General features: G+C 49.2%; 18 protein-coding genes. 5 read left to right on the top strand and 13 right to left on the bottom strand.

Annotated elements, in window-relative coordinates; all coding sequences use genetic code 11:
• Positions 1-3 precede the first annotated feature (3 nt).
• The 5 genes from KME12_18460 to KME12_18440 all read right to left on the bottom strand — a co-directional run bounded on the left by KME12_18460 (position 4) and on the right by KME12_18440 (position 4,935).
• Positions 4-480 carry a hypothetical protein gene (locus KME12_18460; GenBank protein MBW4489769.1) on the bottom strand — a complete coding sequence of 159 codons (477 nt, stop codon included), beginning with the start codon at positions 478-480 and terminating at the stop codon, positions 4-6.
• A 172-nt stretch (positions 481-652) separates the two neighbouring features.
• Positions 653-1,297 (bottom strand): Uma2 family endonuclease, encoded by a 645-nt coding sequence (locus KME12_18455; protein MBW4489768.1) that lies wholly within the window; start codon positions 1,295-1,297, stop codon positions 653-655.
• 55 nt (positions 1,298-1,352) lie between these two features.
• Positions 1,353-2,276 carry a nucleoside hydrolase gene (locus KME12_18450; GenBank protein MBW4489767.1) on the bottom strand — a complete coding sequence of 308 codons (924 nt, stop codon included), beginning with the start codon at positions 2,274-2,276 and terminating at the stop codon, positions 1,353-1,355.
• 24 nt (positions 2,277-2,300) lie between these two features.
• Positions 2,301-4,361, bottom strand: coding sequence for a mechanosensitive ion channel (locus tag KME12_18445; GenBank protein ID MBW4489766.1), 2,061 nt, complete (start codon positions 4,359-4,361; stop codon positions 2,301-2,303).
• A 10-nt stretch (positions 4,362-4,371) separates the two neighbouring features.
• Positions 4,372-4,935 carry an FHA domain-containing protein gene (locus KME12_18440; protein MBW4489765.1) on the bottom strand — a complete coding sequence of 188 codons (564 nt, stop codon included), beginning with the start codon at positions 4,933-4,935 and terminating at the stop codon, positions 4,372-4,374.
• A 296-nt stretch (positions 4,936-5,231) separates the two neighbouring features.
• On the opposite strand from KME12_18440, the gene KME12_18435 reads away from it, so the two are divergent.
• Both KME12_18435 and KME12_18430 read left to right on the top strand, forming a co-directional pair.
• Positions 5,232-7,232: a tetratricopeptide repeat protein gene (locus KME12_18435; GenBank protein ID MBW4489764.1), complete on the top strand. Its 2,001-nt coding sequence runs from the start codon at positions 5,232-5,234 to the stop codon at positions 7,230-7,232.
• Positions 7,233-7,396: 164 nt separating this feature from the next.
• Entirely contained in the window at positions 7,397-9,976 is a 2,580-nt protein-coding gene (locus tag KME12_18430; protein MBW4489763.1) for a PAS domain S-box protein, read from the top strand.
• Here KME12_18430 and KME12_18425 read toward each other — a convergent pair.
• Positions 9,973-10,839, bottom strand: a complete 867-nt coding sequence (locus KME12_18425) for a prohibitin family protein (GenBank protein ID MBW4489762.1) — start codon at positions 10,837-10,839, stop codon at positions 9,973-9,975. The genes KME12_18430 and KME12_18425 overlap by 4 nt on opposite strands.
• Before the next feature lie 119 nt (positions 10,840-10,958).
• Positions 10,959-11,567 (bottom strand): methylated-DNA--[protein]-cysteine S-methyltransferase, encoded by a 609-nt coding sequence (locus KME12_18420; GenBank protein MBW4489761.1) that lies wholly within the window; start codon positions 11,565-11,567, stop codon positions 10,959-10,961.
• Between the two features lie 177 nt (positions 11,568-11,744).
• Here KME12_18420 and KME12_18415 point away from each other — a divergent pair, with 177 nt between their 5' ends.
• Complete coding sequence (locus KME12_18415) at positions 11,745-11,975, top strand: DUF433 domain-containing protein (GenBank protein MBW4489760.1); 231 nt, start codon at positions 11,745-11,747, stop codon at positions 11,973-11,975.
• Positions 11,972-12,304, top strand: a complete 333-nt coding sequence (locus KME12_18410) for a DUF5615 family PIN-like protein (protein ID MBW4489759.1) — start codon at positions 11,972-11,974, stop codon at positions 12,302-12,304. Before KME12_18415 ends, KME12_18410 begins: the two co-directional genes overlap by 4 nt.
• A 262-nt stretch (positions 12,305-12,566) precedes the next feature.
• Here the strand turns inward: KME12_18410 and KME12_18405 are convergent, their stop codons facing one another.
• The 4 genes from KME12_18405 to KME12_18390 form a co-directional block, all read right to left on the bottom strand.
• Positions 12,567-12,848 carry an antibiotic biosynthesis monooxygenase gene (locus KME12_18405; GenBank protein ID MBW4489758.1) on the bottom strand — a complete coding sequence of 94 codons (282 nt, stop codon included), beginning with the start codon at positions 12,846-12,848 and terminating at the stop codon, positions 12,567-12,569.
• A 183-nt stretch (positions 12,849-13,031) separates the two neighbouring features.
• Positions 13,032-13,616 (bottom strand): SMI1/KNR4 family protein, encoded by a 585-nt coding sequence (locus KME12_18400; GenBank protein ID MBW4489757.1) that lies wholly within the window; start codon positions 13,614-13,616, stop codon positions 13,032-13,034.
• 274 nt (positions 13,617-13,890) lie between these two features.
• Positions 13,891-15,150: a DUF4912 domain-containing protein gene (locus KME12_18395; protein MBW4489756.1), complete on the bottom strand. Its 1,260-nt coding sequence runs from the start codon at positions 15,148-15,150 to the stop codon at positions 13,891-13,893.
• 756 nt (positions 15,151-15,906) lie between these two features.
• Entirely contained in the window at positions 15,907-16,044 is a 138-nt protein-coding gene (locus KME12_18390) for a hypothetical protein (GenBank protein MBW4489755.1), read from the bottom strand.
• Between KME12_18390 and KME12_18385 the strand changes: the two genes are divergently transcribed.
• The gene (locus KME12_18385; GenBank protein ID MBW4489754.1) at positions 16,043-16,783 is read left to right on the top strand and encodes a DUF2993 domain-containing protein; all 741 of its coding nucleotides are present in this window, start codon (positions 16,043-16,045) and stop codon (positions 16,781-16,783) included. The two genes, KME12_18390 and KME12_18385, sit on opposite strands and share 2 nt — an antisense overlap.
• Positions 16,784-16,820: 37 nt before the next feature.
• On the opposite strand, the gene KME12_18380 is transcribed toward KME12_18385, so the two are convergent.
• Entirely contained in the window at positions 16,821-17,693 is an 873-nt protein-coding gene (locus tag KME12_18380) for a phosphatidate cytidylyltransferase (GenBank protein MBW4489753.1), read from the bottom strand.
• Between the two features lie 187 nt (positions 17,694-17,880).
• Complete coding sequence (cbiT, locus tag KME12_18375; protein ID MBW4489752.1) at positions 17,881-18,483, bottom strand: precorrin-6Y C5,15-methyltransferase subunit CbiT; 603 nt, start codon at positions 18,481-18,483, stop codon at positions 17,881-17,883.
• Positions 18,484-18,504 lie beyond the last annotated feature (21 nt).

Below are 18,504 nucleotides of genomic sequence, written 5' to 3'. Positions count from 1 at the left end.
ATTTTATTGTTGCTGGCAATCTAAAGTAATTCTCTCAGATGCCAACCAGGTTTTGATATTATTTACTTCCTCTCTTTTAACAAAATTCAGCCAATCAGAAAAGTAATTGTCATCAAGCCCTTCTCCCTGTAATTCGCTTAAGGCTGCACATACTAATTCTAAAGAATTATTTTTCCCAGCTGCTTGCTCAAGCTTGGTTTTAGCTTTTAGCAGAAAATTGGAATCATAATTTTCTGCGACAACTTCTAATATGTTTTCGACCCATTTTTTGGTAACTTCTTTATTAATTGACCATATTCTACTAGACGGAACTTTAAGAAATTGCTCTCGGTTCTGTACTTCTTCCAAAAACATATCTTTTTCTGAAACTATTTCCCCTGTTTCGGTATCAATGTAAGTTGACACTTCTATTAAATCACTCTCTGCAAGAACGGCCTTAAGAAGATGTAAATCTATGTTTATTTTTTTCAAGCTAACCATCCTGATAGATTCATAAACTTGAATGACCGAAGGAATGAGGTATAAATTATGGGATCACTTTAACTTGAAATTTACTGCTGACCCCTTAAAGTTGAGTTTGCCAAAAGCATAAGTACTGGTTAACGGTCGCTTCAAATAGAACAGTGCGATCGCCCCTCTGATCATCTTTAGACTAATTAGTGAAATTAGTGAACTGGGTTCGGAGTTCTCGCAGCATTTTACTAGTGCCTTCAGCGATCGCTTTTTGTACCCATTCGGGAATTAGCTCCGCGATCGCCAGATCGGGAAATGTGGGGCTGATTGAGGTTTCGATGTAGCCGTTTTCTTGCAGCACATACATCTTGAGTTGTTGGCTGCGATAGATCCAGACCTCCGGGACGCGCAGCGCTGTGTAAGCATCTAGCGTGGTTTTAGAAGTGACATCAGATTCGATCGCCAGATCTGGGGGCGGATAAGTGGAGATATCCATATCCGTACAGCCTCTCACTTGAGCAGCGTTTTGGATATAAAAACAAGTATCTGGTTCCACCCCTGCGATCTGCGGACGCTTGAGCGTGGTCGAACCAAAATCATCCCAGTCACGCTCTTGGGCATCCAGAATCGCGGTGACAATGTAGCCAATGATCCGATGCGGGCGTTCGTGACTGGCTAAAGGAGACATGATTTCGAGCGTGCCTTGGTAGTAAGCAATCCGAGTGCTGCGCTTTTCAGGCAATTCTGTTAGCAAGGTTTCAAAGTCTTGCCACGACACATTTTGAACACTAATCAGGCTACCGGGAGTCAGTTCAATGGCTCGGATAGGAATTGTGACGGTCATATCGCTGCTTGGACCTCAGCTCACGCTGTTTCAACACTAACCTGGCGCTACTTGGCTAGCGAGACCACTGCTGGAGAATGTAAGCGTAGAAGCGATCGCGATCGACTTGAGTCATCATGCGGATTTTGCGGCCTCCGGGCAAAAGCTTAGTGCGGCCTTGGCTGAGCCCGGTGGTGACGACCGCAGTCTCGATTTCCTGTAGCTCATAGAATTCGGGATGGGCCAGATAGGCCGTGGCGAGGACATCCCAAAAATAGTAATCCTGCGGAATCACTAAGGCGTAGCATTGACCCGCAAAGTCGGAGAGGCGATATTTGCGCTGCTTGGCGAGACGGTGGGCAAATTCTGAGGTGACAGGGACTTGATTGGTGATATCCAGCGAACACAGCACGATCGGGATATTACTTTGCCAAACGCGATCGACAGCGAAGGGGTCCCAATAGGCGTTCCATTCGGCTGAGCCATCTTGACCCGCTTCGAGCGATTTCTCCACATTTCCTGGCACATTCACCGCGCCACCCATCCAGACGATTTCTTTTATCTTGACTTCGATGTCTGGAGCAGTATCGAGGGCGATCGCCACTGTGGTTAATGGCCCTGTCACCAAAAGCGTCACCGGTTCGGCAGCTTCCCGCAGCGATCGCACCATAAACTCCTGCCCTGACTCTGGCAGCAAAGGCGTCTGAATCATTTCTGGTTCATTCAAAATGGGGAGGTGATCCACAATCCACGAGTCTCGCCGATAGAGACGCGGAAAGGGGTTAATCCCTCGAACAGTGCTGGCTGCTACCGGAACTTCCTCACGACCCACCAGATCAATAATTTTGCGCGTAGCACTGACGGCAGGTTGAATATAGCAATCGGCTGGTGTCACCACGACCCCTAGCGGGTGTAAGTGCCCCATCGTCATCAGTAGCAGTGTTGATAGATAATCATCAACACCTCCATCGTGATCCAGCAAAACTAAAGGCTTAGACATCCTGGTTCTCGGTAGATAAACGACTCAACGATCGCTGATTTCTGTTTCGTCGGCATTCTCTTCGTCTTCATCGGCATAAAAGCGATAGAAAACATAGCCATCTTCAAACGGACGATCCTCTAAGACATGGTGAATCACGCCTTGCTCAATCAAGCTTTGCCCCAACTGAATCGCTGACTCACGGGTACAGTTTTGGGTTTGTACCAACCACTCCACCGCTTCGGCTCCTGTAAAGCAGGCGGGGTAAAGATTCATCCGATAGCGACGGTCTTGAATTTTAAGTCCTGCTGGCCCTCGCATGGTTGTGATCAAGGCATCCAGAAAGGTATCTGTCTCTGGGCGAGTGGTGGAGTCGGCAAGCGTGAGTGTGCTCCCAGTCGCTTCAGCAAATCCATCCGTTCCTGGGAAAGCAGAAATCGGGCGATCGCTAGATTTATTTCCATTCGAGGCGGGGCGTTGCAGCTTCCAAGATGGGGGAGTCGGTGGGTGCAAGGATGCTAACCACTGATTGAGTTCCGGCGATCGCACATGAAGGTCGCGTTGGGGAAATGGCACTTCAATGCCGTAGCGGCGCAGAGAAGCTTCAATCCGATAGTAAATGTCGCTTTTCACTCGAAACTGTTTCTTGGGTTCCCCAGTCCAAACCAGTAACTCAAAGTTAAGAGAGTTATCTCCAAAGCTTTGAAACCAAACTTCAGGTTGCGGTTTCACCAACACTTCAGGATGGCTTTTGGCTGCTTCCAACAGGGCTGTCTGTACCTGATCGATGTCTGAACCGTAAGCCACCCCAACTGCTAGCTTCAACCGGGAAACTGGATCACCGTGGCTCCAATTGATCACCTCACTTTCTAGGAAGCGAGAGTTGGGCACAATGATCGTCACTTGGTCGAAGGTGCTAATCTCGGTGCTGCGGGCACCAATCCGCTTCACTGTTCCTAGCAGCTCATTGACTTTAATCAGATCGCCAACTTGGATCGGTCGCTCTAACGTGATGATCAAACCGCTGATGAAGTTGTTGGTAATGTTCTGGACGCCGAAACCAATCCCCACACCGAGGACGCTGGCCAGAATTGCCAAAGAACGGACATCTAAACCCCAAATTTGCAGCAGCACAATCAAGCCTAAAAAGGTCAGGACGTACTGAGTTAAGACAGCCACCAATTCTTGAACTCGCGGCTCGGCTCCCGTTCTGGCCAAGACATAGAAGCGGAATAAGCGAGTTAGGCCACTGACTGCAAACCATAAACCAGTGGTAAATGCCAACAGCAACAGCAGTTGTAGTGCCGAATAGTTGCTCTCCCCTAGGCTGACAACGGGCACTGTCACGAAGTGGAATAGCTGATACCGCCAACTCCGAGCCTGCGGAAATAAATCGGTGACGTACCAACTGACGGCAGCCCATAAACCAGCTTGCAAACCGAGTAGTCCTAAATGCAGTAGAAGCCGACTCGGTTGCTCCCAAAGGTGTAGCAGGGAAGCGGGATGCCCTAAGTAGCGAGAGATTTGGCGAGTCAGTAAGCGCTCCACTAGCCACAAAAGCAGATGAGTGGCGATCGCCCCTAACAACACTACCGAACTAAACACCAACGCCTGCTGAAAATAAGCAAGGCTGCGCTCCAGTTGTCCTTGCCGCAATGCTGACTGAATCAAACGACTCCAAAAGCGACCCTGACTCGCTGGATTAGTGCCTTGGAGCACATCTCGCTCGGTGACGGTGAGCAAGGCGCGATCGCTGGACTGACTGCGAATAATTGTTTGTTGATTTTCCTCAGCTACCTCAATGGCAGTTGGTTCTGAAGAGCGTACCTCTTGCTCTAGGGCTGCATTGACGATCGCGGCCCGTTCTGTAGCCGTAAAATTACCAAAATTGCCGACCTGAAACAGTACTCGACCATCCAGCACCACGGGAGCTTGAGCGGCCCGGTTATTAGGGCTAGTTTGGGCTAATCCTGGGCTGGGTGTGAATGTGAGCCAAAGAGTGAGCCAAGTGAGCAACCCTAACCAGAACCAACCCCAACGCCGTTGAACTCGCAAGCTTGAGGGATGCGATCGCAGGCGGCAGAACGCTGGTTTAGAAGCCGTCATCGCAGAATCCTCAAGAGTTAGGAGCAGAAGTTGGAGTCGGAGTGTCTGGAATCTGGGGCCGCGATCGCTCCAGCAAAGTGCCGACCAAGCCCCAAGCACCCACCCCCATCAACAACAGCACAATGCCACCAATTAGCCAAATTACCACTGTGTTTTTGTGCAAAGCGCTCGGCTGTTGGTCAAAATGAGTGCGTTCTCGGTTTAAGGCTGTGGCATTGGGATCGCCTTCTCCCATGACCGTGGCAATAATTTTGTAAGGCCCAATACGAATGGTATCTTTGCTAGAAAACGGATGACTTCCGGGACGAATGGCCCGACCATTGAGAAAAGTACCGTTGGCGCTGCGATCGGTGATATAAAGCTGAGAGTTCGCGACTGTGATCAGGGTGTGGAAGCGCGAAACTTCTTTATGGGCTAGCTCTAAGCGCGAGACTGATTTTTCTCCTAGTGTCTCTGGCATTTGGTCACTTTCTCGGCCAATGGCGATCGGAGCTTTGAGTAAGGGTTGCTGCACCTCTCCGGTTGCTGTGTCTTCCCAAACTAGTTGTACATACACAGACTCATCACTAGACATGGCACGTCTTCTAGCCGCTATTTCTGACTACATCACCCCATTAGATTTGTGGGGTTGATTTGCTCGAGCAAAGCCTACCCAAATCAACCAAGCTAAAGGGTGGAATACTACTTTATTACCGTCGGTATCATAAACCATCAAGCTTGAAATGCCCATTTCACCTGAGCAGCAATGAGCCGCGATCGTGGGCAAAATCACATAAGTACATTTGACTGAATTGAAACTTTTTTTGTAGAAAACTTTCAATTTACATGGCGGCAGGTTAGTAGCAACGACTCTGAGGTACAGGGCACAGCATGGGCTTAAATCTTTTACGGTTACTGCAATCACCCAACCCTGACAAACCTGTAGGGGGACGTTATAAAGTCCTGAGCAAGTTGGGCGCAGGTGGGTTTGGTCAGACATTTCTAGCAGAGGATATGCATTTACCTGACCATCCTCACTGTGTGGTGAAGCAGCTAAAACCTCAAGTCACGGATGCTAGTAGCCTGCAAACTGCCAGACGCTTATTTGATACTGAAGCGAAAGTACTGTATCAACTCGGTAGCCATGACCAGATTCCTCGCCTCATGGCCCACTTCGAGGAAGACCAAGAGTTTTACTTGGTGCAAGAATTTGTGGATGGGGCTGCTCTCTCAGAGGAACTAGTCACCGGGCAGCCTTGGCCAGAAGCGCGAGTGGTGGCACTGTTGCAAGATATTTTGCAAGCTCTGGCCTTTGTCCATGATCAGCATGTGATTCACCGCGACATCAAGCCGCCTAACCTGATGCGTCGCCGCCTAGACGGCAGAATTGTGCTGATCGATTTTGGTGCCGTAAAACAGGTGAGTACTCAGATCGTCACTGCGAAGTCTGGGCATACGAATTTAACTATTTCGATTGGCACTCAGGGTTACATGCCCAATGAGCAATTGGGTGGCAATCCTCGCTTCAGCAGTGATCTTTATGCCGTCGGGATGATCGGCATTCAAGCGCTCACAGGCGTTCACCCCCGACACCTCAACGAGGACGTTAAAACGGGAGAAATTCAATGGCGCGATGCCCTAGGCAGGTCGCAAGGCAACCAACGTGCTGCTCAGGCGACGCCTGAATTAGCAGATTTCCTCGATCGCATGGTGCGTTACGACTTCCGCGCCCGCTACACCACCGCTGGGGATGCCTTGGCCGCGTTACAAGCTTTACCCGCTGAATTATTAGCCGCGATCGCTGTCTCTGCCCCCTGCCCTAACCCCATCGCTCCCGATACAGAAGACACCCCAGGAGACACAACAGATGTAGATACAGTTGCCCTTCCAGAACCAACCCCTCCTGCTAACACCGTCACAGCTCCCACTTTGGCTGTAGGGGTTTCACCTGCTACCTTGCCAGAAACGCAACCCTCTCCCCCAGTCAGAAGTTCTATCCCCACGGCTGTTTTACCCAGTGCCACCCGACTTCAAGGCGTAAAGCCAGCGGTAATTGTGGCCGCTTTAGTGGCGATCGCAGCGACCTTCCTGCTTGCCAAAGCTTTATTCACGCCTAAACCTGCGCCTCAAACCACTTCTACTCCAACCACTTCTACTCCAACCACTACCGCTTCTACTCCAGCTACAACTGCCCAACCTACGACCTCCTCTCCTGCTGCCACTCCTGCTCCTGCCCCAAGCGCCTCTCCTGCTTCAGCGACTGCGCCTATACCCACCCCCGCTGTCCCTAACCCCAACCCTAGCCCCAGCTCCACCCCTGCCCAGCCTCCCATTGCGCCGCTCTTGGCTCAAGCCGATGGTTTACGTACCGCTAATCAGCCAGAGAAAGCTTTAGCTCTGTATGACCAAGCGATCGCCCAATCACCCGCCAATGCCACGGCTCAATGGGGCCGCTGCTACAACTTGAATCAATTGCAGCGTCCTGGAGAAGCGATTACTGCTTGCGATCAAGCCTTGGCGAGTAACCCTAAATATCCAGAAGCGTTGTGGAGTAAAGGCTATGCGCTAGACCAACTCAAGCGCCACTCGGAAGCGATCGCCCTGTATGACCAAGCGATCGCCCTAAAGCCTAATTTTGCGGAAGTTTGGAGTAACAAAGGATCATCGCTACTGCTCCTCGATCGTCCCGCTGAAGCGGTAGCTGCCTATGACAAAGCGACTGCCTTAAAACCTGACTTGGCCGAAGCTTGGAATAATCGCGGTGTTGCCCTGTGGAGCCTACAGCAATTCGATGAAGCTGTAACATCCATCGACAAAGCAATTCAAATTAAGCCAGATTATCCAGACGCGATCCAAGTGCGGCAGAAAATGCGGCAAAAGTTAGGCCGTTAGGTAAACAAAAACTCCTTTTCTCCGTACCATTTGTTGATACAAATCGTTGAGGGATTCGTTATTCTGGTCAGGACTGGCCTGAATCGTAGGCTAAATAGTTAAATCTATCTAAAATATTCGTTTGGTTACTTTTAATACCTGTTTTATTAGATACCATCTAATTCATGCGTACTAGTACAGAAATTTCCACAGAAATCGAGGAGAAATTTGGATTTTTTCCACCTTTTTTCTCGCCTGCATTAGCCACTCCAGCAATTCTAGAGAACCTTTGGCAGCAAACTATTGCAGCCTACATCGAAAATCCTTTACCGCCTTTATTTAAAGAAAAACTTTCAGGTTATCTTTCCCGCTTCTGCCCGGTTCCTTATTGCCTTATTTGCCACAGTTGCTCGCTTTATCAATTGGGTATGCAAGCGCAAGAGATTCTGGCTTTTCTAGAACTCGCTCCACCAAATTCTCAAGAGATTAATATCCATCTAGATCGGCTGAGTGCTGAAGCAGATGTTGTCCGAATACTATCCCAGCTAAACGCAGCTCTAGATGAGAGTTTGCTGTGCTGTGCTATCTTTATTGCCCTACAGACAGACCAAGCTGAAGTCTGCCGACAGGAATTGCGCCAGCTTTTGGGTGATGAGAACTACCACTATCTCGTCACCTTCATTGCTTATGTCAAAACCTCGCATGAATGGATGAAAGCACATCCTGAAGTATCTTATGAAGCGGATCAGCGGTTTCAAAACAATTTCAGTGATTTAGTAGAGCACGAGCCTCGACTAGTTAACTTCTTTAATACTTATTGGCAACGATCGCAGCAAGAGTCGCTAGGATGGCCTCGCACACCGGAGATCCAAATCACAAATGAGGGTGGAGAAGCTGCGGCGATCGCTAACCTCAACTTTGCCCAAGCAATCAACTCCGCCTCCGATGGCATCTTGTTGAGCGATCCGAACCAGGATAACAATCCGATTATTTACGCCAACCCTGCCTTTTCTCGAATCACAGGTTACTCAGTCGCAGAGGTTTTGGCGCGTAACTGTCGGTTTTTGCAAGGTGCTGCCACTGATCCTAAGGCTGTGACCCAGATTCGGGAGGCGATCGCTCAACGGCGAGAAATTCAGACCACGATCCTGAACTACCGCAAAGATGGTCAGTCCTTTTGGAATCAACTGAGGATTTCTCCAGTTTGCTCCAAGAGCGGGGAGCTACTATATTTTGTGGGCTTACAAGCAGACATCACCGAGCGAGAGCAAACAGAGGAGCAAATCCGCGAGCAAGCCCTGCTCTTTAACCATTCTCAAGATGCCATTCTGGTTTTGGATTTAGAAAACCGCATCCTATTTTGGAATAGCGGTGCAGCTCGCTTGTTTGGGTGGGCCGCTCATGAAGCGATCGGGCGCTACCTAGATGAATTGCTGTTTGACGAGCTGTGTCCAACTCTGCAAGCCGCTCAAAGATCTGTAAACGAACAGGGTGAGTGGCAAGGCGAACTTCAACAACGCACGAAAGACGGCAGACAAGTAACGGTAGAGAGCCGCTGGTCTTTAATTCGACAAAGCAATGTCCCTAAATCGATCTTGATCGTCAACACCGACATCACCCAAAGAAAACAAGCCGAGAATCAGCGCTTACGAACTCAGCGACTAGAAGGCATTAGCACCGTAGCAAGTGGATTGGCGCATGACCTCAACAACGCACTCTCACCCATCCTGATGGCGATTCCTTTGCTCTCCCAAAAGCTCCAAGACGAGCAAAGCCAGCAACTGTTAGGGATGCTAGAAAGAAACGCGCAACGCAGTGCTAGTCTGCTGAAACAGGTACTAGATTTTGTCCGAGGCATTGAAGGCGAAAAGCAAACCATAGATGTCAATCAACTCATCTTGGGCGTTGAGCAAACCCTGAAACAGCGATTTCCTCAGAACATCCTCGTTCGCACTTCGCTCAGCGCTCCAGACTTGTGGACGATATCGGGAGATGCGAACCAACTGCATCAAGCCCTGATGCATCTCTGTGACAATGCGCGCGATGCCATGCCCAACGGCGGTATTCTGCGGATTTCTGCCGAAAATCTTTGGATTGATGCGAGTAATCTGCGGGCTCATGCGATCGCTGAAATGGGTTCCTATATCCTGATCACCGTTTCTGACACAGGTTTTGGTGTCCCCGCCGAAAATCTCAACCGCATTTTTGAACCTTTCTTTACCACCAAAGCTTTTGGGCAAGGGACAGGCTTAGGGTTGTCACGGGCTGTAGGCATTATCAAAGGTCACGAGGGAGACGTTGATGTGTTTAGTGTCGTAGGTAAGGGCACCCAACTCAAGGTGTATCTACCTGCAATTCCCCGTTCTATTCCTAGCAGCCACCAGCCCGGATCGACGGCTGAGGGCAGCTTAATTCTGGTGATCGATGGCAACCAGCCTGCCCGTGAGCTGGCTCAAACAACGTTAGAAGGCTGTGGCTATCAAGTTTTGACCGCCAGTGATGGCATTGAGGCGATCGCGCTTTACGCTCATCACTGGTCAGAGATTTGCCTGGTGATTTTGGATATGGCAGTTCCAGAACTTGATGCACCCACAGTGATTCAGGCGTTGCACAAAATCAACCCGCAAGTTGGGGTTGTTGTCACGACTAACCAGTCCCTCACCGATCCAGTGAGTGCTGAGCTGGGCGGCAATATTAAAGCAGTTCTCAATCAGCCCTACACCCGCGAGGAACTGACGGACACGTTACAAGCAATTTTTGGCTAAGTTCCTTCTGCTCTAAGTTTGGGTGCTTGCTTTAGATTCCCCAAATTGAACAAGAAGGGGACACTATTGCCTTGATCTCCCATGACTAATACTTCAGGCATTTGAGACCCACCCTGTCGCCAAGCCTCGATCGCTTCTTTTTGCAGGACGAGTTGACCTCCTTCCGCTTTCAGGGTTTCGGCTAGCAGTCGTTGAGCTTCGGCTCGGCCTCGTGCTCGGTTGATGTCTGCTTGGGCTTCCTGTTCTGCTTCTTGCGCCACATACACAGCTCTCTGTGCCCGTTGTTCTGCGATTTGCTTTTCTTCTACGGCTCTAGCAAACTCTGGCGAGAAAGTGAGATCTACCACGCTCGTATCGATAACCACGATGCCATACTTTTCCAAACGCTGGCTCAGCGCTGCATCAAAGTCTTCTTTGAGGTCGTTGCGTTTGGTAATAGCTTCTTCGACGGTTCTTCTCGCTGCTGCAATTTTGAAAGATTCTTGCGTTTGGGGGGCAATGATTTTGGAGACAATGTTGGCTAAGGTGCCTTGCTTCCGCCGAATCTCGACTACTTCAGCCGGATCAATGCGGAAGTTGATGGCAAAGCGTGCCGACAAGTCTTGCAGATCGCGCGTGGAGCTTTGGGCTGGCACTTCAAATTTCTGCACGGTCAAATCGTAGATTGCCACCTGAGAAACGAGCGGCGGCTTAAAGTGCAACCCTTCTGCGAGGACGCCATCTCTGGCCTTACCCAAGATGCTGAGTACCCCTGCTTCACCAGGATTGATCACAATAAAAGAATTGAAACCCACTAAGACTAAAACGGAAGCGATCACCCCTAGCACGAGTGATTGCCAGGTCTGAAGATATTGGCTTTTCAAAGCTGTATTGGCTATTCGTAGCCTTGAGTGCGATCGCCCCTATTATAGTGAGCCTGAGAAAATCCCGTCGGTCACAGGCTCTCGTGACGCAGCTTGGGATTGAGGATGGTAATGGGATGCTATAGAGGTTTACGTTCTTGGGCCAGCAAATCTCGTTTACGTGCCAAGCCCCAACGAAACCCACCCAACGAACCATCACTCCGCAGCACTCGATGGCAAGGCACCACCAAAGCGACTGGGTTAGTCGCACAAGCCCGCGCTACTGCCCGTACCGCTTGCGGCTGTCCCATCATTGCAGCCACCTGTGAGTAGGAGCGGGTGTCACCATATTCGATAGAGCGCAAGATTTGCCAAACGCGCCACTGAAACGCCGTCCCTGGTACATCCAAGGGTAAGTCTAACTGAGGCTCCTGCCCTGCCAAGAATCCCAAAAGCGATTCAGTCCAAGTTTGCAGGTGTGAATCATCGAGTTGCATCTCACCTGCTGGAAACTCCTGACGCAAGGCGGCTTCGAGCGTTACTGTTGCATCGCCTAATGTAACGGAACAAAGACCTGTTGGAGTCGCCGCTACTAACAAGAAGCCTAGCGAGCAAGGAACAATACTGAAGCGGATTTGTGCGCCTTTACCACCACGCCGATAAGTCGCTGGAGTCATGCCCAATGGTGAAGTTGCCTGTGTGTAGTCTAAGGTGGGCTGTAAAGCATGATCTAAAAGTTGCGATCGCATGTTGCATGAATAAAGTGTGAGCATTCTGAATGTATCGCTATCAATCACCTAGCGATCGCCCTTAATTATAATTCTCTTCAAAAAATCAACAGCTAACCTCAACTAGCGTCATTGCAGCGCTAAGTGAAGCTGCTCTAGACTTAAGGAGCCACTTTTACTATGGGGTTCACAACCACCATGAGCTATCGCGATATCATTACGATCGAGCCAGATAAGCGAGGTGGCAAGCCCTGTATTCGACGTATGAGAATTACTGTGTACGATGTTCTGGGATGGTTAGCGGCTGGAATGTCTCATGCTGAGATTCTAGAGGACTTTCCTGAACTCACAGAAGCAGATATTCGAGCCTGTCTAGAATTTGCGGCTGATCGTGAGCATCGTTTAGTGGCTTCTGTAGGTGCTGCTTGAAGCTACTGTTTGACCAAAATTTAAGTCGTAAGTTAGTCGCTCGGTTAGCCAGTATTTTTCCTGATTCCAGTCATGTTCAATTTCATGATTTAGCAGAAAAGACTGATACTGAAGTATGGGAATTTGCCAAAGCAAATGATTTTTGTATTGTCACTCAGGATGCAGATTTCGCGGAAAGAAGCCGTTTATATGGCGCACCACCTAAGGTGGTATGGCTACGCTGTGGCAATGCACCAACTATTGAAGTCGAAGGTCTAATTCGTTCTGGAACAGAAGCCATCCAAGAGCTTTTAGACAACCCTGATTTACACTCTTTAGAGTTGTACTAAAGCAGCTCTACTCCCAGGAGCAGTGATCGCTCTCTACAACTTAGCGATCGCACGCTGGCAAATCATAAAAAACTACTGCTCTCACTCTCTACAATCCAGCGATCTCATCTCATCAATTGATTTCCGGTTAAGTCCCCACCGAAGACTTGCAGCGCTTTTTTGTGCCGAGGTTATTAAGTATCCCGTGTTGAATGCGAGAAGCAAAGCGCGATGCTAAACATATGCTGAAAATGATGAAGCAAACACTCCATTTTATATGTCATCATAAAATGCCATTTTCAATCTCGTCTAAATAGACAAATGTGGGCGCTTTGACCCCAGCTTGCTTGCGGATTTCTACCAATCGCTCGGACTCGAAGAAGTTCTTTGCATTTTGCAGTGAATTCCAGTGTGAAAAATGCACAATGTTGTTTTCGTTGTTTTCAAACCTGAGTAATTGATAACTAAGTTCTCCAGCTTCTTTCCGGATTTGTGCTGCATTATCGAAAACTGTTTTCCATGCGGCGTAATCTTCAACTTCGTGAATAATGAGGACGTATTGCATATTTTCCTTTTGGCAATCATTTTACAAGTATTTTGGTAACTCTTCGCTTCCCTCAAGCTGCGCGCCACAACACAACTATTCAGGCCATCGCCCTCTACAACTCAGCGATCGCACCTGGGACAATCTATCAAAAACTCCTGCGATCGCCTTCTACAATTCCATAGCGAGCGATCGTATTTGCATCTAAAAACCTATAATTCTAAAAACCTCTGGGTTATGTTTGCGCCAAATTTCGCGCTCAAGACTCTCTTCAACGTCGCATGAGTGCTCATTGTGTTTACCAACTTTGAACCACTCCTCAACCGTATCTAACATAGATGTGAATGAGTCATAGTAAGGGTCGAGAGCACCTTTTCCTGTACAAATGATGGGAAGCTCTATGTTTGGGCACATCCTCTGTCCTGGATAGCTCAAGTACAAGTTAAAACCAGTGAATGCAGCGAATGGGAACATCTTTTCAGGCTCCAATCCAATTTCTTCGTTATCGCCTTCACTCCAAAACACTTCCATCATTAACTCATACTGAGCAATCGAGTTCTCAAGGCTTAACCAAGCCATATCTCTGAACATTAAAAAGTCTTCATCTTTAGTTCCGTTACGCCACGTGTATAACTCCATAAACTCTTCTGGAAAATAGAATGGATATTGCGAAATCTTTTCCTGAAGATACTGACGGCTTAAACCAGGTAAGAAATATTGCTCAACAGGCTGTCCAATTTTTCTGCGAAAATCTATAAGAGTTTGGAAACGAGTTATCAGATTATTCATAAAAACTCACTATTTATAGAACAAAATTGTCTGCTTACCAACGCTTTTAGTGATTTCCACGTATTATCTTCGTTTTAATTGTTTAGGTTCAAAGATTCGATATTTTTTAGTGCTTTAATATTTGTGGATTAGCCTAAGATTCTTCAGTGAATGATTGAGTGAGTGAAAATTGCTAATCTATGGAAATACCTAGAGATTAAACTGTAGCGCTAAAGAGAAAACCCCCGATCGCGTGACCAGGGGTTTTGTTTTCTAGTTGTGCAACTTTAGGGAATTAAGACAGCCATTCGGGAACGGCTTCTTCCTTGGTGTTGGTATTGCGAGATGGGGTTTCGCGAGTGAGCTTCATGTGAACCGATCGCGTTTGTTCGCCATCTGACGCTACCGCCATGATGGGGTAGTCGATCAAGCCATCTTGGAACGACATCTGGAAGCGGAACGTGCCATCGGGGTTGAGCTTGATGGGGCGACCGCCGATCGTTACTGTGGCATCGGGTTCAGTGGCACCGTAGACGATGAGTTCTGCATCCGCCACCAACCAGAACTGGCGAGGCCGAATTGGAGGGGCGGAAGCAAAACCAGCTCCAGACATGCCCACACCAGACATATTCAGGCCAGAAGCCGTAGGAAGCGCCCACATACCCACACCAGACGGGAAGACATAAGAGCTAACTGCTTGCTCATGTACAGGCACTTGCTGCATCGAGCCGTAGAGCGAACCCGCGACCCGCTGAGCCTCTGTCGTTTGCGCCATGCCGAAGATAGCATCGTAGATGGGGTTGCCAGCAGCATCGATAGGGGCACCTGCACCGTAACCAGTTGTAGCCGCAGCAGCCCGCTTAGCAGGGGGAATCAGCTCTAGGAAGGTCTTATCGCGCAGATCTTCTTCCCAAGCTAGGGTGATGAATTGATCTTCAATCCAGTCGGAGGGATAAACTGGGGGCACCCGTACTGGGGCAGAACGAGCTAGCACCAACCAGCGACCATCCGCACAGCGATAACCAATGTCTACTACATAGTCGCGATCGCTCACGGGAATCGGCAAATACCACTCCCGCGCCAACTCATCGCTAGGATACTCTTGAATGCTGTGAGGGCTTTGGTATTCCAAGCTGATGTCTGTCACATCATAGAGACGCAGAGCTAGCTGTTGACCACCTTGACGGCGCAAGTCTTCCTTATGCTCATTGGGGATATCCCAGTAGGTGTAAGCCCATTGGGGATCGCGAGGCATCAGCACAACGCGGCTCTCTCCATACCCTTCAGGGAGATCTGCCAATCCTTCGTCAACGGCAGCCAGTGAACCTCCTGTACGGTCCTCTTGACCTACGTCAAACTTTGCTGCTTCCACTTCTTCTTGTGCCTCCAACGTGCGAGATGGACTGAGAGAAAACTTGGTACGTTGTACTTCTTGAATCGCTGCTAGCAGTTGATCTTTGCGCATGCGACTGTAGCGAGAAATGTTGCATTCGCTAGCCACTTTACGCAGCTGCCGCAGGGTCATCTCTTCTAAAGGTGGACGTTCCTTAGCCATGGGTTATGGTCTCCAAATAGTTTCGACGGCAAGTAGATCACTAAATAAACTGACGCATGAACGAGTGATGCATGCCTGCTCGTGGAATCTGCACAATCGTTGCCTTTCGACCTGTAGTCCCCCTTGATTTCAAACTCTGACTAACCGAGTGAGGTAGTGCTCTAGCCAACGGCTTAAAAGACTACGCTCGAAAGCAGATTATGAGTTAAAAGCCTCTCAATACCTTGTGCGAATTCCTGAGCCACCCAGCTATTGATCCGCGATCGCGAGGAAGTATCTATAAACTGATCCCCGTTTTACTTCTGCAATCCTTGTGGGCTTGAGAGAGTAATCAGCAAATCAGAATTAATTTGGGATCGCCGGGATCGTTGGGTTACTCATATGTTGCAAAAAAGCTTTGTTAGGGTCAAGGGGTAAAAACGGTGATTTTGAGCATTTCTACGCATTTACAAGGCGATCGGGGATCATATGTCATGAATTCATGACATAAATAAACAGCTGGGGATCAAGTATCCATCGCCTTTAGCGATCGCAACCGTAGCAGGCTCAGCAAAAATTAAGAAACCATGACAATTTAGCTCCCAGGCTTATAGTGGGAATTTCGCCACCTTCCTGTAAGCTTTTGGGCAGTAGAGATTGCACGATGCAAGAGTGACTTTGCAACCTTTTGGTCTGCTGCCAACGTCATTGATCGCAGCTCCCCACCTCGTTCTATCGAACAGCTTTTTAGCCTTAGGTTGTAGTCTGAGCAGACCGTTACAACGGCTTAGTGGTGTTTTCTGTCCCTTTCCCCAGTTCTAAAGCAATGGATTCTAGTTCCAGTTCTCCTAAGGTTGCTTCTCCATCTCCTGATCCCGCCCAGCCACCATTCCCTGAAAGCACAGAAGCCGACATGACCGCAGCAAAACAAAGCCAACTGATCAGTAAGGTGTTGTCGCCCGCAGTACGGCTATGGTTGCGATCGCAGGTGGAGCAAGTTGAAGAATTGCAAGTCAAAATTGAAGGGGGCGATCGCCGCATCCTAACGGGACAGATTCAAAGAGTGGGGATCACGGCACACAAAGCGATCTACCAAGGGCTGCATCTCAGCCACTTGCAACTGGTGGGAGAAAATATTCGGATTAACCTGGGCCAAGTTCTGCGGGGTAAACCACTGAATTTGCTAGAACCGATCCCCGTTACAGGCAGCTTAGTGCTAGAAGAAGCTGATCTGAATGCTTCGCTGTCAGCCCCCTTACTTGCAACCGCTTTAGCCGAATTCCTAGCAACTCTGCTGAAATCAGAAATCCAAGCCGTTTTAGATGCACCGCTCCCTGGTCACCAAGCCATCAACTTGCAAAACTCCCAAATTATTATCGCTGCGGGCCAACTGACCTTGAGTGCCAGTCTAATAGCCGTCAGCGGAGCCGTGACTCCGATCGTGATTCGCACTGGGTTGCAGCTAAAAAACGGCCATACCTTACAGCTCGATCGCCCCCAATGGCTCACTCATCTACAAGCCAAGCGAGGTTTACCTTTAGGCGATCTAGACGGCTTTGAAGTGGATCTAGGGTCAGAAGTTGATCTCGAAGAGTTATCCCTAGAAAACAGCACCCTAATTTGTCGCGGTCGCATTATGGTGACGCCAGCATAGCAAGCAAAAAAGAATAATGCAAAGCATTATTCTTTTTTCAAGTCTGGGGCAAAAGCGGCAACAACAAAGTCACAAAATAGTAGACCAGTGGTGCGGTAAACACATAACTGTCAGCGCGATCGAGAATACCGCCATGTCCAGGAATTAGCTGCCCGGAATCTTTGACGCCAGCATCTCGCTTCATCATTGATTCGGTGAGGTCGCCTAACAAGCTGGCAATCCCGATCAGCAAGCCTAAGGCGAAACCTGTTAGGGGCCACCCGGACCAATCTAGCCACCAGGAGCCAGTCATAGCGACAGCAATGCTACCAAACACCCCAAAAGCGGCACCTTCTACAGTTTTCTTGGGACTGATGTCTGAGAGGCGAGTGCGGCCAAAGAATTTCCCGAAGGTGTAAGCGCCAATGTCAGCGGCCCAGATGCAGCAAAATGCCAGGAGAGTGACCACTAAGCCTTGGGGTAGTGCTTGCAAACTAGTCCAGTTATCGGGCCAGTAGCCCCAGAGTGGCAGGTTGCTGTGCTCGACGGTGCCTAGCGATCGCAACCTTACCCAGTAACTCGGTAAATAACCGCCATAGAACAAGCCCATAATCGAGGCGGAAATATCGGCGATCGTGGCAAATTTAGGCTGAAACAGCAGATAGAAACAAATAAACGTACCCGCCACTGGAAACACAGCTTCTGCTAAATCGGGAGCCATTGTGGAGAGCACCAACAAGGCTTGGCTGACTACCAGGGTTGTCTTAGCCGCAGGAGCAATCCCTTTGGCGCGAACTAGCTGAAAGTATTCTAGTTGACCTAGATAAATGATCACACCGAAAGCCAGGGTGAAGTACCAGCCCCCTACTACAGTCAGGGCTAGGGCCAGGGCGATCGCAATAATTCCACTAAAAATCCGAGACCAAGGCATAGGATCGATGTCTTACATGAATTGTTCACCCCTCAATTCCTCCAGTATGGAACTTTTGTCAGGGCACTGAGGAATTGATGGATACACTCCAATCTGGCCTCAGTCTAGGCTTGAGCCGAATCATAAGGTTAGCTGAAGGTTAAGAATTACTTTGGCACACTTTAAGCAATTCGGCGAAAGTTCAAGCTCACTCTAGCTTCTCACCGCTAAGGACAAAAATTGGGTCAACTGAGGCAAAGGTTTGATTCATCCCTCGCTTTTCTAAGCGGTTCATTGCCGATTGCACCACTTCGATATTGCGAACCTGCAATTCCGAAAAGCTTTCAGAAGCTGCATACAACCCTTCCAAACTGGAAGCCGTCACCACAATCCGCCCCTGCAACGCCAGATGAGACCACACAGCTTTGAGGATCGCTTTGACCGAGCGGCCTCCTTCAAGGCAAACGCGATTGGGCTGACGTTGGATAGTTTTGAGGCACTCAGGCGCACTCCCTTCGATAATTTCCACATTGTTGACCCCGAAGCGATCGCAGTTTCGTCGAATCAAACTGACAACATCTTCATCTCGCTCGATCGCCACAATATGCCCTTGGGGACAGAGCAGCCCTGCCTCTACCGGAATCGTACCTGTGCCCGCCCCAACATCCCATAATACCGAATCGGCTTTGAGACGCAGATGCGACACCAGCAACAACCGCACCTCCCGTTGGCTCATCGGAATCCCTGGCAGTCGCTCGAACAGATCGTCAGGAATGCCAGGAGTCACATAGGGCCAGAGGGGAGAAGACATGGCGTTAAAGGATGAAGGATG

It is taken from the genome of Trichocoleus desertorum ATA4-8-CV12, from assembly GCA_019358975.1.
In the GTDB taxonomy this organism is placed as follows: Bacteria; Cyanobacteriota; Cyanobacteriia; order FACHB-46; family FACHB-46; genus Trichocoleus; species Trichocoleus desertorum_A.
The sequence above is the reverse complement of the archived record's forward strand: the minus strand, read 5'-3'. Positions and strand labels throughout refer to the sequence as shown.